Source organism: Agrococcus sp. BE272, from assembly GCF_031457935.1.
GTDB classification, from domain to species: domain Bacteria; phylum Actinomycetota; class Actinomycetes; order Actinomycetales; family Microbacteriaceae; genus Agrococcus; species Agrococcus sediminis.
The window spans coordinates 527,875-543,702 of sequence record NZ_JAVDXL010000001.1 but is presented as its reverse complement, the minus strand read 5'-3'; the positions used below and the strand labels follow the sequence as shown (position 1 = coordinate 543,702).

The 15,828-nt window shown below is 72.6% G+C and carries 18 protein-coding genes; 16 read left to right on the top strand and 2 right to left on the bottom strand.

What is annotated here, in order from left to right:
* Positions 1-28: 28 nt before the first annotated feature.
* The 15 genes from secY (at position 29) to rplQ (ending at position 12,355) form a co-directional block, all read left to right on the top strand.
* Positions 29-1,360, top strand: coding sequence for a preprotein translocase subunit SecY (gene secY, locus J2X49_RS02585; RefSeq protein WP_128189867.1), 1,332 nt, complete (start codon positions 29-31; stop codon positions 1,358-1,360).
* Positions 1,361-1,942, top strand: coding sequence for an adenylate kinase (locus J2X49_RS02580; protein ID WP_128189868.1), 582 nt, complete (start codon positions 1,361-1,363; stop codon positions 1,940-1,942).
* Complete coding sequence (map, locus tag J2X49_RS02575; RefSeq protein WP_128189869.1) at positions 1,942-2,772, top strand: type I methionyl aminopeptidase; 831 nt, start codon at positions 1,942-1,944, stop codon at positions 2,770-2,772. The genes J2X49_RS02580 and map overlap by 1 nt, the downstream gene beginning before the upstream one ends.
* Before the next feature lie 79 nt (positions 2,773-2,851).
* A complete protein-coding gene (locus J2X49_RS02570; RefSeq protein WP_310122181.1) occupies positions 2,852-3,106 on the top strand; it encodes an HPr family phosphocarrier protein in 255 nt (84 codons plus the stop codon).
* A 25-nt stretch (positions 3,107-3,131) separates the two neighbouring features.
* Entirely contained in the window at positions 3,132-4,706 is a 1,575-nt protein-coding gene (locus J2X49_RS02565; protein WP_310122179.1) for a PTS mannitol transporter subunit IICB, read from the top strand.
* Positions 4,707-4,714: 8 nt separating this feature from the next.
* Complete coding sequence (locus J2X49_RS02560) at positions 4,715-5,146, top strand: PTS sugar transporter subunit IIA (RefSeq protein ID WP_128189872.1); 432 nt, start codon at positions 4,715-4,717, stop codon at positions 5,144-5,146.
* The gene (locus J2X49_RS02555) at positions 5,146-6,270 is read left to right on the top strand and encodes a mannitol-1-phosphate 5-dehydrogenase (RefSeq protein ID WP_310122175.1); all 1,125 of its coding nucleotides are present in this window, start codon (positions 5,146-5,148) and stop codon (positions 6,268-6,270) included. The genes J2X49_RS02560 and J2X49_RS02555 overlap by 1 nt, the downstream gene beginning before the upstream one ends.
* 96 nt (positions 6,271-6,366) lie before the next feature.
* The gene (locus J2X49_RS02550; protein ID WP_310122171.1) at positions 6,367-8,247 is read left to right on the top strand and encodes a heavy metal translocating P-type ATPase; all 1,881 of its coding nucleotides are present in this window, start codon (positions 6,367-6,369) and stop codon (positions 8,245-8,247) included.
* Between the two features lie 39 nt (positions 8,248-8,286).
* Complete coding sequence (locus tag J2X49_RS02545; RefSeq protein ID WP_310122168.1) at positions 8,287-9,189, top strand: hypothetical protein; 903 nt, start codon at positions 8,287-8,289, stop codon at positions 9,187-9,189.
* 118 nt (positions 9,190-9,307) lie between these two features.
* Entirely contained in the window at positions 9,308-9,529 is a 222-nt protein-coding gene (gene infA / locus J2X49_RS02540) for a translation initiation factor IF-1 (protein WP_128190174.1), read from the top strand.
* A gap of 66 nt (positions 9,530-9,595) precedes the next feature.
* Positions 9,596-9,709, top strand: a complete 114-nt coding sequence (gene rpmJ, locus J2X49_RS02535) for a 50S ribosomal protein L36 (protein WP_038503151.1) — start codon at positions 9,596-9,598, stop codon at positions 9,707-9,709.
* A gap of 141 nt (positions 9,710-9,850) precedes the next feature.
* Positions 9,851-10,228, top strand: coding sequence for a 30S ribosomal protein S13 (rpsM, locus tag J2X49_RS02530; RefSeq protein ID WP_310122149.1), 378 nt, complete (start codon positions 9,851-9,853; stop codon positions 10,226-10,228).
* A 22-nt stretch (positions 10,229-10,250) separates the two neighbouring features.
* Positions 10,251-10,649, top strand: coding sequence for a 30S ribosomal protein S11 (rpsK, locus tag J2X49_RS02525; RefSeq protein WP_128190176.1), 399 nt, complete (start codon positions 10,251-10,253; stop codon positions 10,647-10,649).
* A 98-nt stretch (positions 10,650-10,747) separates the two neighbouring features.
* Entirely contained in the window at positions 10,748-11,737 is a 990-nt protein-coding gene (locus J2X49_RS02520; protein WP_128190177.1) for a DNA-directed RNA polymerase subunit alpha, read from the top strand.
* A gap of 36 nt (positions 11,738-11,773) precedes the next feature.
* Positions 11,774-12,355 carry a 50S ribosomal protein L17 gene (gene rplQ / locus J2X49_RS02515; protein WP_310122140.1) on the top strand — a complete coding sequence of 194 codons (582 nt, stop codon included), beginning with the start codon at positions 11,774-11,776 and terminating at the stop codon, positions 12,353-12,355.
* A gap of 69 nt (positions 12,356-12,424) precedes the next feature.
* Here the strand turns inward: rplQ and J2X49_RS02510 are convergent, their stop codons facing one another.
* Positions 12,425-14,200, bottom strand: a complete 1,776-nt coding sequence (locus J2X49_RS02510) for a glycoside hydrolase family 15 protein (RefSeq protein WP_310122137.1) — start codon at positions 14,198-14,200, stop codon at positions 12,425-12,427.
* A gap of 63 nt (positions 14,201-14,263) precedes the next feature.
* On the opposite strand from J2X49_RS02510, the gene truA reads away from it, so the two are divergent.
* Entirely contained in the window at positions 14,264-15,088 is an 825-nt protein-coding gene (truA, locus tag J2X49_RS02505; protein WP_310122134.1) for a tRNA pseudouridine(38-40) synthase TruA, read from the top strand.
* Positions 15,089-15,108: 20 nt separating this feature from the next.
* On the opposite strand, the gene J2X49_RS02500 is transcribed toward truA, so the two are convergent.
* Positions 15,109-15,753 (bottom strand): HAD hydrolase-like protein, encoded by a 645-nt coding sequence (locus tag J2X49_RS02500; protein ID WP_310122131.1) that lies wholly within the window; start codon positions 15,751-15,753, stop codon positions 15,109-15,111.
* Between the last annotated feature and the right edge of the window lie 75 nt (positions 15,754-15,828).

Below are 15,828 nucleotides of genomic sequence, written 5' to 3'. Positions count from 1 at the left end.
CCCACTTGCCATTCTCGGAAGGTTGCACGTGTTCAGTGCCATCGCACGCATCTTCAGGACGCGCGACCTGCGTCGGAAGATCCTCTTCACGCTCGCCATCGTGGCGGTGTTCCGGCTCGGGTCGTTCATCCCCGCGCCGTTCGTCGACTACGGCAACGTGCAGGAGTGCATCGCAGCGAACCAGACGGCCACCGGGCTCTACCAGCTGGTGAACCTGTTCTCCGGCGGCGCCCTGCTGCAGCTGAGCATCTTCGCGCTGGGCATCATGCCCTACATCACCGCGGCGATCATCGTGCAGCTGCTCCGCGTGGTGATCCCGCACTTCGAGGCGCTCTACAAGGAGGGCCAGTCGGGGCAGGCGAAGCTCACGCAGTACACGCGCTACCTCACGATCGCGCTCGGCGTGCTGCAGTCGACGACCCTCATCACCGTCGCGCGCTCCGGCGCGCTGTTCTCGGCCACCGGCGGCCCCGCGCTGCCGCAGTGCCAGAACCTCCTGACGAACGACTCGTGGTGGGCCATCTCGCTCATGATCCTCACCATGACGGCCGGCACCGGCCTCATCATGTGGCTCGGCGAGCTCATCACCGAGCGCGGCGTCGGCAACGGCATGTCGCTCCTCATCTTCACGTCGATCGCCGCGACGTTCCCCGGCGCCCTCGGCATCATCCTCGAGACGCAGGGCTTCAACACCTTCGTCATGGTGCTGCTCGTCGGCGTGCTCATCATGGGCCTCGTGGTCTTCGTCGAGCAGTCCCAGCGGCGCATCCCCGTCCAGTACGCGAAGCGCATGGTCGGCAGGCGGATGTACGGCGGCCAGTCCACCTACATCCCGATCAAGGTGAACATGGCCGGCGTCGTGCCCGTCATCTTCGCCTCGTCGCTGCTGTACCTGCCCGCGCTCGTCGCGCAGTTCAACATGCCCGCCGACGGCTCCGCGCCGGCCGACTGGGTGCTGTGGGTGCAGGCCAACTTCACGACCGGCGACCACCCGCTCTACATGCTGGTGTTCTTCCTGCTGATCGTCGGCTTCACCTACTTCTACGTCGCCATCACCTTCAACCCGGAGGACGTGGCCGACAACATGAAGAAGTACGGCGGCTTCATCCCGGGCATCCGCGCGGGACGGCCGACCGCCGAGTACCTGGACTACGTGCTCACCCGCATCACGTTCCCCGGATCGATCTACCTGGGCCTGATCGCGCTCATCCCGCTGATCGCGCTCGCCACGGTCGGCGCCAACCAGAACTTCCCGTTCGGCGGCGCCTCGATCCTCATCATCGTCGGCGTCGGCCTCGAGACGGTCCGCCAGATCGACGCGCAGCTGCAGCAGCGCCACTACGAAGGGCTCATCCGCTAGATGCCGAACCTCCTCATCGTCGGCCCGCCCGGTGCGGGCAAGGGCACGCAGGCAGCCAGGATCGCGACCGCGCTCGGCGTGCCCGCGGTGTCGACCGGAGACATCTTCCGGCAGAACATCAAGGAGCAGACCGAGCTCGGCCAGCGCGTGACGGCGATCCTCGACGCGGGGGACTACGTGCCCGACGAGCTCACGAACGAGCTCGTCGACGACCGGCTCGCGCAGGACGACGCCGCTGAGGGCTACCTGCTCGACGGCTACCCGCGCACTGCGGGGCAGGTCGAGTTCCTCGACGGCGTGAACCTGCGCCGCGGCGAGCAGCTCGACGCGGTGATCCGGCTCGTCGCCGACACCGAGGAGGTCGTCCGCCGCCTGCTCGCGCGCGCCGAGCAGCAGGGCCGCAGCGACGACACCGAAGCGGTCATCCGCCGTCGGCTCGAGGTGTACGAGCGCGAGACCGCGCCGCTGATCGCGATCTTCGGCGACCGCGACCTCGTGGTGGAGGTCGACGGCATCGGCGCCGTCGACGAGGTGACCGACCGCATCCTCGCCGGCCTCGCCGAGCGCGGCATCCGCGCCTGATGCGCGGGCGCGGGCCGTACAAGTCGCGGCGCGAGCTCGCCGGCATGCGCGAGCCGGGCCGCATCACCGCGCTCGCCCTCGAGGCGGTGGAGGCGGCGATCGCCCCGGGCGTCACGACGCTCGAGCTCGACGCGATCGCCGAGCGCGTGATCCGCGAGCACGGCGCGGTGCCGAACTTCCAGCTCGAGCCCGGGTACGAGCACACGCTCTGCGTCAACGTCAACGACGTCGTCGTGCACGGCATCCCCGACGACGAGCCGCTGCAGCCGGGCGACCTCATCACCGTCGACTGCGGCGCGACGATCGGCGGCTTCCACGGCGACGCCGCCATCTCGGTCGTCGTGCCCGGCGGCGACCCGGAGACCGCGGCCGCGAGGCAGCGGCTCAGCGACGTCACGCGCGGCGCGCTCTGGGCGGGCGTCGCCGCGCTCGCCGGCGCGAAGCAGCTCGGCGAGGTCGGCATCGCGATCGAGGAGCACATCGAGGCGCACAGCGACTACGGCATCAGCGAGGACTACATCGGCCACGGCATCGGCGCGAGCATGCACGAGGACCCGCCGGTGTTCAACTACCGCACCCGCGTCATGGGGCCGGCCGTGAAGCCGGGCCTGTGCGTTGCGATCGAGCCCATCATCCACGCCGGCAGCATCGAGACCACGGTCGACGACGACGGCTGGAGCGTGCGCAGCGCCGACGGCGCCGACGCGTGCCAGTGGGAGCACTCCGTCGCGGTCCATTCGGGTGGCATCTGGGTGCTCACGGCGCTCGACGGCGGTGCCGCGGGCCTCGCCCCGTTCGGCATCGAGCCGACCCCCATCCCCGACCGCTGAGGCCGTCTGCCCGCTCTCGGGAGCCGGTGGTAGCGTGACTGCACCCGGGCCGGCCGCGGCCCCGTCGCGGAGGAGCAGCATGGCCGAGCGCACCGTCACCGTCGAGTCGTCGCACGGGCTGCACGCGCGGCCCGCCTCCCTCTTCGCGCAGGCCGCCGGGCGCGCATCCGCGCCCGTCACGGTCACGAAGGGCGACAAGCAGGTGAACGCCGCGAGCATCCTGTCGGTCATCTCGCTCGGCGTGAACAAGGGCGACACCGTCACGATCACGACCGACGACGAGACGGCGCTCGACGAGCTCGAGCAGCTGCTCGCCACCGACCACGACGCCTGATCCCCTTCCCAGCACGGAGTCGACGATGACCACCACCGCACCCGCCGGACAGAGGGGCGGGGCGCGCGTCGCCGTCCAGAGGTTCGGCACCTTCCTCTCCGGCATGATCATGCCGAACATCCCGGCGCTCATCGCGTGGGGCATCCTGACCGCGCTCTTCATCCCGGTCGGGCCCCTCCCGAACGAGAGCCTCGCGAGCATCGTCGGTCCGACGATCCACTACCTGCTGCCCATCCTCATCGCCGGCACCGGCGGGCGGATGGTCTACGGCACGCGCGGCGCGGTGGTCGGCGCGTTCGCGGTCATGGGCGCGATCGCCGGCTCCGACTGGCTCATCGCGCAATTCAACGCCGCGCAGCCCGAGGGCAGCGGCGAGCTCGGCGAGGTGCACATGTTCATCGGCGCGATGATCCTCGGCCCGCTCTCGGCCTGGGTCATGCAGCAGCTCGACAAGCTCTGGGACGGCAAGGTCAAGGCCGGCTTCGAGATGCTCGTCAACATGTTCTCGGCCGGCATCGTCGCGTTCGTGATGGGCCTCGTCGGCTTCTACGTCGTCGCGCCGGTCGTGAACTGGATCATGTCGGTCGTCGGCGGCGCCGTCGGCTGGCTCGTCGAGACGGGCCTGCTGCCGATCGCCTCGCTGCTCATCGAGCCGGCGAAGGTCTTCTTCCTCAACAACGCCATCAACCACGGCGTGCTCACGCCGCTCGGCACCACCGAGGTGGCCGCCGACGGCAGCTCGATCCTCTTCCTGCTCGAGGCGAACCCCGGTCCGGGCCTCGGCCTGCTGCTGGCGTTCTCGGTCTTCGGCGTCGGCGCCGCGCGCGCCACCGCCCCCGGTGCCGCCATCATCCAGTTCCTGGGCGGCATCCACGAGGTCTACTTCCCCTACGCGCTCATGAAGCCGATCCTCATCGCCGCGCTCGTGCTCGGCGGCGCCTCGGGCGTCGCGACGAACATGCTGCTCGGCACGGGCCTCGCCGGTCCCGCGGCGCCCGGCAGCATCTTCGCCGTCGGCGCGCAGGCGCTGCTCGTCGGCGGCGGCAACCTCATCGGCGTGCTGCTGTCGGTCGTGATCGCGGCCGCGGTGACCTTCGCCGTCGCCGCCGTCATCCTGCGCGCGAGCCGCAAGCGCGACCTCGAGCGCGAGGCCGCCGGCGACGACGCGCTCGGCGCCGCGGTCGCGCAGACGCAGGCCAACAAGGGCAAGCCGTCCGAGGCGCTGTCGGGCCTCACGGCCGCGGGCGCAGCGGGCGCCGCGACCGCCACCGCGACCGACCGCACCGCACCCTCGGAGGCGCACGAGCCCATCCACCGCATCGTCTTCGCCTGCGACGCGGGCATGGGGTCGAGCGCGATGGGCGCGAGCGTGCTGCGCAGCAAGTTCAAGAAGGCGGGCCTCGAGGACGTCGACGTGAAGAACGTCGCGATCGCCAACCTCGACGGCGGCGAGGACCTCATCATCACGCACCAGGACCTCACCGCCCGCGCGCAGCAGCGCAACCCGCACGCGACGCACGTGTCGGTCGAGAACTTCATGAACAGCCCGAAGTACGACGACGTCGTCAGGCTCGTCGCCGAAGCCAACGCCACCGACTGAGGAGTCCCATGCCCGTCCTGTCCGTCGACCAGATCACCACCAGCCCTCGCGCCACCACGAAGGACGAGGCGATCCAGGAGGCGGCAGACATGCTCGTCGCCGCCGGGGCCGTGACGCCCGACTACGCCGAGGCGATGCGCGAGCGCGAGCGGAGCGTCTCGACCTACATGGGCAACCTCCTGGCCATCCCGCACGGCACGAACGAGTCGAAGGACGCGATCCTCGACTCCGCGCTGTCGGTCGCGCGCTACGAGACGCCGCTCGACTGGGACGGCAACCCCGTGCGGTTCGTCGTCGGCATCGCCGGCAAGGACGGCGGGCACCTCGAGATCCTGTCGAAGATCGCGGTGGTGTTCGCCGACGAGGACGAGGTGGCCAAGCTCGAGGCGGCGCCCGACGCGGCGGCGATCCTCGAGCTGCTCGGCGACGTCAACGAGTGATGCGCGCCGTCCACTTCGGGGCCGGCAACATCGGCCGCGGCTTCGTCGGGCTGATCCTGCACCGCGCCGGCTACGAGGTGGCGTTCGTCGACGTCAACGCCGAGCTCATCGCGATGCTCCAGGCGGCGGATGCGTACCAGGTGCGCGAGGTCGGGCCCGAGGCTCGCGTGCACACGGTCACGGGCTTCACCGGCATCGACTCGAGGGCCGACCCCGACGCGGCCGCGCGGGCGGTCGCCGAGGCCGACGTCGTCACGTGCGCGGTCGGGCCGAACGCGATGCGCTTCATCGCGCCGGTGATCCGCGCGGGGCTCGCGCTCCGCTCCGGCGCCCCGGTGACGGTGATGGCGTGCGAGAACGCGATCGGCGCCTCCGACACGCTCCGCGAGCACGTGCTCGAGGGCGCGCCCGAGCTCGCAGACCGCGCGGTCTTCGCGAACACGGCCGTCGATCGCATCATCCCGCCGCAGGACCCGCACGGGCTCGACGTGGTCGTCGAGGACTTCTTCGAGTGGTCGATCGACCGGCGGCCGTTCGCGGGCCGCGAGCCGAGCATCCCCGACGCCCACTTCGTCGACGACCTGGCGCCCTTCGTCGAGCGCAAGCTCTTCACCGTCAACACCGGGCACGCGACCACCGCCTACGCGGGGTGGATGCGCGGCATCCCGACCATCGCCGAGGCGCTCGAGCACCCCGGGATCCGGCACGCGGTCGAGGCGGCGCTCGCCGACACGTCGCGGCTGCTGGTCGCGAGGTTCGGCTTCGACGCCGCGCAGCACGGCGCATACGTCGAGCGCGCGCTCGCGCGGTTCGAGAACCCGGCGCTGCCCGACACGTGCGAGCGCATCGGCCGGCAGCCGCTGCGCAAGCTCTCGCGCCACGAGCGGTTCGTGGAGCCCGCGGCGCAGCTGCTCGAGCGGGGCGAGCCGGCCGACGCGCTCGTCGCGGCGATCGGCACGGCGCTGCGCTTCGACGCGCCCGGCGACGAGGAGGCGGTCGAGCTGCAGCGGCTGCTCGCCGAGCTCGAGCCGGCGGCCCTCGTCGCGCAGGTGATGGGCATCGAGGCGGGGCACCCGCTCGCGCCGCAGCTCGTGGCCGCGGTCGCCGACGCGCAGGCGCGCTGAGGGGCGCCGGCCGGCTCGCCTCGGCCGGTCGCGCTGACCGGTCGTCCTGCCCGGTCGCCCTGGCCGGGCGCTCCGGGCCGCCGCTAGCGTGAGGCCATGAGCCTCGTCGCGCTGCTGCGCCGGTACCCGCTCGTGGCGGCGACGCTCGCCGTCGCCGCCGCGGGGGGCCTGCTCGCGCTCACGCCCGCGGCGTGGCTCGTGCCGTGGGTCGTCGGCGGCTGGGCGGCCGCGATGGCGGCGCGCGCTGCTGTCGGCATGGTGCGCGACCTGCTCGCCGGGCACGCCGGCATCGACCTGCTCGCGATCGTGGCCGTCACCGCGACCGTGCTGGTGGGGGAACACTGGGCCGCGCTCATCGTCGTGCTCATGCTCACCGGCGGCGAGGCGCTCGAGGACTACGCCGCCCACCGGGCGCGCGCCGACCTGTCGCGGCTGCTCGAGCGCGCCCCGTCGCGGGCGCACATCGAGCGCGAGGGGCGGCTCGACACCGTCGACGTCGGCGAGGTCGCGATCGGCGACGTGGTCGTCGTGAAGCCGAACGAGATCGTGCCGGTCGACGCCGTGCTGCTCGACGTGCCGGCCGAGCTCGACCTGTCGTCGCTCACGGGGGAGTCGCTGCCGGTCGAGGTGGCGGTCGGCGGCGCGGTGCCCTCCGGCGCGGTCAACGGCGCGGCGGCGGTGCGGATGCGCGCCGAGCGCGCCGCCGTCGACAGCCAGTACCAGGCCATCGTGCGGCTCGTCGAGCAGGCGAGCGAGCAGAAGGCGCGCACGGTGCGGCTCGCCGACCGCTACGCGGTGCCCTTCACCGTCGGCGCGCTCGCGATCGCCGGCGCCGCCTGGTGGCTCTCGGGCGACGCCACGCGCTTCGCGGAGGTGCTCGTCGTCGCCACCCCGTGCCCGCTGCTCATCGCGGCACCGGTGGCGTTCATGGCCGGCATGAGCCGCGCCGCCCGCGCGGGCGTGGTCGTGAAGGGCGGCGACGTGCTCGAGCGGCTCGCGCGCGCCCAGACGTTCGTCTTCGACAAGACCGGCACGCTGACCGGCGGCGAGCCGCAGCTCGAGGAGGTGCGCGCCGCGGACCCGTCGCGCACGCTGTCGCTCGCGGCGGCCGCGGAGCGCTACTCGACGCACGCGCTCTCGGGGGCCGTGCTGCGCGCGGCCGAAGCCCGCGCGCTCGCGGTGCCCGACGCATCCGACGCCCGGGAGACGGCGACGAACGGCGTCGAGGCGACGGTCGCGGGGCAGCTCGTCGTCGTGGGCAAGCGCGCCTACGTCGAGCGGTTCGCGGGCGCCGTGCCCGAGCAGCGGCTCGAGCCCGGGCAGGTCGCCGTGTACGTGGCGATCGGCGGCGAGGACGGCGGCGCGCTCGTGCTGCGCGACCGGCTGCGGCCGGAGGCGGCCGCGACCGTGGCGGCGCTGCGCGCGTGCGGCGCCGAGCTGCTCATGCTCACGGGCGACGCGCGCGCGACGGCCGAGCACGTCGGGCGCGAGGTCGGCATCGACCGCGTGCAGGCCGACTGCCTGCCGGCCGACAAGGTCGAGGCGGTGCGCGGCGCGACCCGGCGCCCGGTGGTGATGGTCGGCGACGGCATCAACGACGCACCCGTGCTCGCGGTCGCCGACGTGGGCATCGCGATGGGCGCGCGGGGCGCGACGGCGGCGAGCGACTCGGCGGATGCGGTCGTGCTCGTCGAGGACGTCGGCGCGGTCGAGCGCGTGGCCCGCATCGCGCGCGACACGGTGCGCATCGCGCTCCAGAGCATCTGGCTCGGCATCGCGATCTCGGTCGGCCTGATGGCGGTCGCGGCGCTCGGGCACCTGCCGGCGATCGCGGGCGCGTGGCTGCAGGAGCTCGTCGACCTCATCGCGATCCTCGGGGCGCTGCGCGCCCTCGGGCCGCGCCGTGAGCGGCACCCGGGGCCGGCGGTCGAGCGCCCGGGCGCTCCGGCGGCGAGGTCTGTGAGGATGGAGCCGTGACGATCGGGACGGGGCCGCGATGCTGACGGCGGGGCCGCGATGCTGACGCGCGGCGCGCGCCGCCAGGGGCGCTCGAGCGCGAACCCCCGCCAGCGGCTGCTGCACGGCTGGGACTGGGCGGATGCGGCCATCGAGCTCGAGGAGATCGCGCCCGGGAGCCGGGTGCTCGCGTCGGCGGGCGCGGGCGAGCTCGTCGCGGCCCTCGCGGACGCCGGGCACCGGGTGACCGCGATCGGCGCCAACCGCGAGCAGACCGACTACGCGCGGCGCAGGGTCGCGGGCGGTGCGTTCGAGCCCGGGTCGGCGGAGCGGCTCATGGACGTGGGGCGCGGCATGGTGCGCGCCGCGAGCCCCGCGTGGAGCCGTCGCCGCGTGCGCGCGTTCCTGCAGGAGACGGACCCGATGCGTGCCGAGGCGCACTGGAAGGAGCGGCTCGACAACCGCACGCTCGCCTCGATCCTGAAGACGATGCTCGGCCCGGCCGGGGCGCTGTCGGCCCTCGTGCTGCGCGACTTCGCCACGCCCATCCCACCCCACTTCGACGAGGCGATCCGCGGCCGCATCGCTCGCGCGCTGCGCAAGCACGCGCCCGCCGGCAACCCCTTCGCGTGGCGGCTGCTGCTGGGGGAGGAGCTGCCCGAGCACCGCGCGCCGGCCGTCGACCCGGCGTCGGTCGCGTGGACCGCCGAGCCTGTGCTCGACCACCTCGAGCGGATCGCCCCGGGCACGTACGACGCCATCTCGCTCTCGAACGTCATCGACGGCGCGAACGAGCGGTGGGTGCGCGACCTCCGGAAGGCGGCGCTGCGCGCGGTCGTGCCGGGCGGACCCGTCATCGCGCGCACCTTCGCGACCACGATGGACGACGAGGCGGCGAAGCGGGCGCGGCGCGACCGCTCGATGCTGTGGGGCGCGATCGTCGTGCAACGCGCTGGAGCGTGAGGCGCGGCGACACGCCCGGCTTGCGCGAGCGGGCACTTCCCGCGTAGAGTCGACCGTTGGTGTCATGCGCGCTCTGCGCGTGCCACTCGCACGACCGGCAACCAGTATTGAAGAGGCTATGGCCAAGAAAGACGGCGTCATCGAGATCGAAGGCTCGGTGAACGAGGCGCTCCCCAACGCGATGTTCCGCGTGGAGCTCTCGAACGGGCACATCGTGCTCGCACACATCTCCGGCAAGATGCGGCAGAACTACATCCGCATCCTGCAGGGCGATCGGGTGATCGTGGAGCTCAGCCCCTACGACCTCACCCGCGGGCGCATCGTCTACCGCTACAAGTAACCGGCTGCCGGGCAAGGAACGGCTCGCGCGACCGCGCGAGCACGAGGCCAGCGAGGAAACGAACACATGAAGGTCAACCCCAGCGTCAAGAAGATCTGCGACAAGTGCAAGGTGATCCGCCGGCACGGTCGCGTGATGGTCATCTGCGACAACCCGCGCCACAAGCAGCGCCAGGGCTGAGCCCCGGCTCGCTCGCTGAGCGGCACGCACAACTGAACACGATCCTGCAGCGGTAAGAGCTCTCTTCGAGAGGGACACCTTGGGGGGAGGCCCAGGCACCTCCGCTGCACCACACCTCCCATACTCCTTAGGAGACACACGATGGCACGCATCGCAGGTGTCGACATCCCGCGCGAGAAGCGCGTGGAGATCGCACTGACGTACATCTTCGGCGTCGGCCGCACCCGGTCGGTCGCAACGCTCGAGGCCCTCGGCATCGACCGCAGCATCCGCGTCAAGGACCTGACCGACGAGCAGCTGGTCGCTCTGCGCGACCACATCGAGGGCACGTTCAAGGTGGAGGGCGACCTGCGCCGCGAGGTGGCAGCAGACATCCGCCGCAAGGTCGAGATCGGCTCGTACGAGGGCATCCGCCACCGTCGCGGCCTCCCCGTGCGCGGTCAGCGCACCAAGACGAACGCGCGCACCCGCAAGGGCAAGAAGCAGACGGTCGCCGGCAAGAAGAAGGCCGGCCGCTAGGCCGCTCGGAGGGTAGAGGAACATGGCAGCTCCCAAGTCCGCGGTTCGCAAGCCGCGCAAGAAGGACAAGAAGAACATCGCGGTGGGCCAGGCCCACATCAAGTCGACGTTCAACAACACGATCGTCTCGATCACCGACATCACCGGCGCCGTCGTCACGCAGGCCTCGGGTGGCGCTGTCGGCATGAAGGGCTCGCGCAAGTCGACGCCCTACGCCGCGCAGCTCGCCGCCGAGTCGGCCGCGCGCCAGGCGCAGGACCACGGCATGAAGAAGGTCGACGTCTTCGTCAAGGGCGCGGGCTCCGGCCGCGAGACGGCCATCCGCTCGCTCCAGGCCGCAGGCCTCGAGATCGGCGCGATCCACGACGTGACGCCGCAGGCGCACAACGGCGTTCGCCCGCCGAAGCCGCGCCGCAACTAGTCGCTCCTGCCGGGCAGGCGAATCACGCCTGCCCGGCATTCCGCCGTCACTGAACACGCGAGTCATATAGCGGACTCGCGACCGAAAGGAACCGACACGTGCTGATCGCCCAGCGCCCCACTGTCACCGAGGAGTCCATCGCCGAGCACCGCTCGCGATTCACGATCGAGCCGCTCGAGCCCGGCTTCGGCTACACCCTCGGCAACTCCCTCCGCCGCACCCTGCTGTCGTCCATCCCGGGCGCCGCCGTCACGAGCATCCGCCTCGACGGCGTGCTGCACGAGTTCTCGACGATCGCCGGTGTCAAGGAGGACGTCACCGAGATGATCCTCAACATCAAGCAGCTCGTGGTCTCGTCGGAGCACGACGAGCCCGTGGTCGCCTACCTCTCGCGCCAGGGCGCGGGCACGGTGACGGCCGCCGACATCACGGCTCCGGCCGGTGTCGAGATCCACAACCCCGAGCTCGTGCTCGCGACGCTGAACGACTCGGCGAAGCTGCAGCTCGAGCTGACGATCGAGCGCGGCCGCGGCTACGTCTCGGCGGCGCAGAACCGCGACGAGTTCGCCGAGGCCGGGGTCATCCCGATCGACTCGATCTACTCGCCCGTGCTCAAGGTCACCTACCGCGTCGAGGCGACGCGTGCCGGTGAGCGCACCGACTTCGACTCGCTCGTCGTCGACGTGGAGTCGAAGCCGGCCATCACGCCGCGCGACGCGATCGCATCGGCCGGCCGCACGCTCGTCGAGCTCTTCGGCCTGACGCGCGACCTGAACGCCGAGGCCGAGGGCATCGAGATCGGCCAGGCGCCGGCGGAGGCCATCGGCTCCGGCGAGCTCGCCACGCCGATCGAGGAGCTCGACCTGTCGGTCCGCTCGTACAACTGCCTCAAGCGCGAGGGCATCAACACGGTGTCCGAGCTCGTGGCGCTGAGCGAGACGCAGCTGATGAACATCCGCAACTTCGGCCAGAAGTCGGTCGATGAGGTCAAGGACAAGCTCGTCGAGCTCGGCCTGTCGCTCAAGGACGCCGTGCCCGGCTTCGACGGCGCGCACTTCTACAGCGGTTACGACGAGGACGCTCGCTGAACGCGGGCCGACTGAAGAACTAGAGGGATACGAACCATGCCCAAGCCCACCAAGGGTCCCCGCCTCGGAGGCGGCCCGGCGCACGAGCGCCTGCTGCTCGCGAACCTCGCGGCCGCGCTGTTCACGCACAAGTCGATCAAGACGACCGAGACGAAGGCCAAGCGCCTGCGTCCGATCGCCGAGCGACTCATCACGTTCGCGAAGCGCGGCGACCTGCACGCGCGCCGTCGCGTGCTCGCCGTGATCGGCGACAAGGGCGTCGTGCACGAGCTCTTCACCGAGATCGCTCCGCTCGTCGCCGAGCGCGAGGGCGGCTACACCCGCATCACGAAGCTCGGCTTCCGCAAGGGCGACAACGCCCCCATGGCGCAGATCGAGCTCGTGCTCGAGCCGGTCTCGAAGAAGCCGTCGAAGTCGAAGGCCGCCGCTGCCGCGTCGACCGCCGCCGCCGACCAGGAGGCCGCGGAGGCCAAGGCAGCCGAGGCCGACGAGGCTGAGGTCGACCCGACGGAGGCCGCCGAGGCCGACGCCGCCGCGGCCGATGTCGAGACGACCGAGGCGCCCGAGTCGGGCGACGAGGCTGTCGAGGCCGAGCCCGAGGGCGACGACGCCAAGTAGTCCGTCCGCTCGAGAGGGGGTTCCGCATGCGCGGGGCCCCCTCTCGTCATGCGCCGCAGCGGCCGCGGCTCAGCGGTGCTGCGCGGCCGCGATCTCGGTCGCCGCGAGCACGAGGCCGAGGTGCGAGAACGCCTGCGGGAAGTTGCCCCAGTGGTGGCCGGTGGCCGGGTCGATCTCCTCGGCGAGGAGGCCCACGTCGTTGCGCAGCGCGACGAGGCGGTCCATGAGCGCAGTGGCGTCGTCGAGGCGCCCGCACTGGGCGTAGGCGATCACGAGCCAGAAGCCGCAGAGCACGAACGGATGCTCGTCGCCGGCGAGGCCGTCGAGGCCCGTCGTGCGGTAGCGCAGCGGCAGCCCGTCGAAGAGCAGCTCCTGCTCGATGCGCGCGACGGTGCCGAGGAACCGGGGGTCGTCGGCGTCGACGATCCCGATCGTCGGCAGCTGCAGCAGCGAGGCGTCGACGTCGCTCGTGCCGTAGTGCTGGCGGAACGAGCCGGTCGTCTCGTCGAACCCCTCCGTGAGCACCTCCTCGCGCAGCGCGTCGCGCAGCGCGATCCAGCGCGTCGGGTCGCCGTCGCATCCTCCCTCCTGCACGGCGCGCACGCCGCAGTCGAACGCGGCCCACATCATGGCGCGCGAGTGCGTGAAGCGCTGGGGCTGGCCGCGCATCTCCCACAGGCCGTGGTCGGGTCGCTCCCAGTGCGTCGCGAGCTCGTCGAGCAGCGCCCGCTGCAGGTGCCACGAGTCGTGGGTGTCGTCGAGCCCGATCGCGCGGAGGCGCTGGAGCGTGAGCATCACCTGGCCGAGCACGTCGTGCTGGCGCTGGTCGGCGGCCCCGTTCCCGATGCGGACGGGCGCCGCGCCGCCGTAGCCCGGCAGGTGCGGCAGCTCGCGCTCGAGCAGGTCGCGGCCGCCGTCGCGCCGGTACATGATGCGCATGTCCTCCGGGTCGCCGGCGATCGCCCGCAGCAGCCAGTCGCGCCAGAGCCCCACCCTGCCGGTGAGCCGCACGGCGAGCATCGCGTCGACGGTGAGGGATGCGTCGCGCAGCCAGGTGAAGCGGTAGTCCCAGTTGCGCTCGCCGCCGGGGTCCTCCGGCAGCGAGGTGGTGGGCGCGGCGAGGATGCCGCCGGTCGTCTGGTCGGTGAGTGCGCGGAGCACGAGCACGCTCGTCTGCACGGCCTCGAGGTAGGGGCCCTCGTAGTCGAGCTCGGCGAGCCACTCGGCCGACTCCGCGACCGTCGTCTCGAGCACCTCGGGCTCGCCGACCGGCGCCGCGATCGGCAGCCAGGAGTGCTGCCAGCACAGGTCGAGCACGAAGCGCTCGCCCTCGCGCACGGTGAAGGCCGCGCGGTGCGCGTGCTCGTGCGCCCGCGGCAGCGGGGCGCCGCGCAGCACGAGGCGGTCGGGGCCGGCGACGGCGACGAGCACCTCCTCGCCGCGGTCGTGCTCGCGCCGGAACCAGGGCGGCACGGCGCCGTAGCCGAAGCGCACGACGAGCTCCTGCTCGAGCTCGACCTCGCCCGCGACCCCCTCGATCACGCGCACGACGTCGGCCCGGTCGTCGCCGGTGGGCATCGCATCCGTCACGCGCACCGTGCCCGTCGCCGTCTCGTGCGTCGTCTCGAGCACGAGGCTGCCCGGCAGGTAGCGGCGCGTGGAGGTCGCCTCGCCCGCAGGGCCGATGCGCCAGTGCCCGTGCTCGCGATCGCCGAGGATCGCGGCGAAGCACGCGTGGGAGTCGAAGTGGGGCAGGCAGAGCCAGTCGATCGCGCCGTCGCGGCCGACGAGCGCCGCCGTGCTCCGGTCGCCGATCATGGCGTAGTCCTCGATGGGCTGGGGCATGCGGCGAGGCTATCGAGCGCGCCTCGGCGTCCCGTCCACGCGGCTCCTGCATAGGCTTGCCGCATGCCGCGCATCCGCCTCGACCTCGCGTACGACGGCGGCGGCTTCGCAGGCTGGGCGGCGCAGCCGGGGCTGCGCACCTGCCAGGGCGAGCTCGAGCGGGCGCTCGCGACCGTGGCGCGCGAGCCGGTGCGGGTGACGGTCGCCGGGCGCACGGATGCGGGGGTGCACGCGAGCGGGCAGGTCGCGCACGCCGACGTGCCGGCCGCGCTCGCGCCCGCGACCGCCCAGGAGGGCGAGCGGCTCGCGCTGCGGCTGTCGCGGCTCGCGTCGCGCGAGGGCGACCTCGTGGTGCGGGGCGTCTCGCTCGCGCCCGCCGGCTTCGACGCGCGCTTCTCGGCGGTCTCCCGCTCGTACCGCTACCGGATCGTGACGGGGCCTGCCGACCCGCTCGAGCGGCGCACGGCCGCCCACGTGCCGCAGCCGCTCGACGCCGACGCGATGGCGCGCTGCGCCGAGGCGCTCGTGGGGCTGCGCGACTTCGCCGCCTTCTGCCGCCCGCGCGAGGGCGCGACCACGATCCGCGAGCTGCGCGAGTTCACCTGGCGGCGCGACGGGCAGCTGCTGACCGCGTCGCTCACGGCCGACGCCTTCTGCCACTCGATGGTGCGGGCGCTCGTCGCCGCGTGCGTGCGGGTGGGCGAGGGCCGGCTCGGGCTCGCGCAGGCAGCGGCGCTGCTGCAGGAGCGCCGCCGCTCGGCGCTCACGGGCCTCATGCCCGCGCGCGGCCTCACGCTCGTCGCGGTCGGCTACCCGCCCGACGCCGAGCTCGCGGCGCAGGCCGATCGCGCGCGGGCGCGGCGGAGCGAGGCCGACCTCGACGCCTGAGCGTCGTGCTCGAGCCGGCGTCAGGCGGCGAGGGCCTCGCGCAGCTCGTCGACGGAGTCGACGATCCGGTCGGCGCCGGCCTCGGCGAGCTCGGCGTGGCCGCCGTAGCCGTAGGCGACGCCGATCGAGCGGATGCCGAGCTCGCGCGCCGACGCGATGTCGTTGACGCGGTCGCCGACCATCACGACGGCATCCGCGGGCAGCCCGATCGAGTCGATCGCGCGCGCGATCACCTCGGCCTTCGAATGGCCGGCCTCCCCGTCGATGCGCCCGTGCACGCCGCGGAAGCGGTGGCGCAGGGCGTAGTGCTCGATCACCGCCTCGGCGTCGCGCTGGATCTTGTGGGTCGCGACCGCGAGCTGCCGTCCGGCGCCGTGCAGGTCGGCGATGAGCGCATCCACGCCCGGGTAGAGGGTCGAGTCGACGAGGCCGCCGTCGGCCATCCGAGCTCGGAACGCCGTCAGCGCAGCGTCGATCTCGGCGGGCGAGCGGCCCGACTCCGCGAGCACGGTGACGAGCGGCGGGCCGAGCCAGCGCATGAGCTCGGTCTCGCTCGGCACCTCCCAACCGACGGCCTCGTGCATGTGCCGCAGGCTCGCGAGGAGGCCCTGCTTGGAGTCGGTGAGGGTGCCGTCGAGGTCGAAGATGATGCCGCTGGGAGTCATGTCCCTCCATCATCCCAGAGATCAGATCTCGCCGTCCCGATCCCGCTCGACGCCTAGGATGGAGGGCGGCCGAGG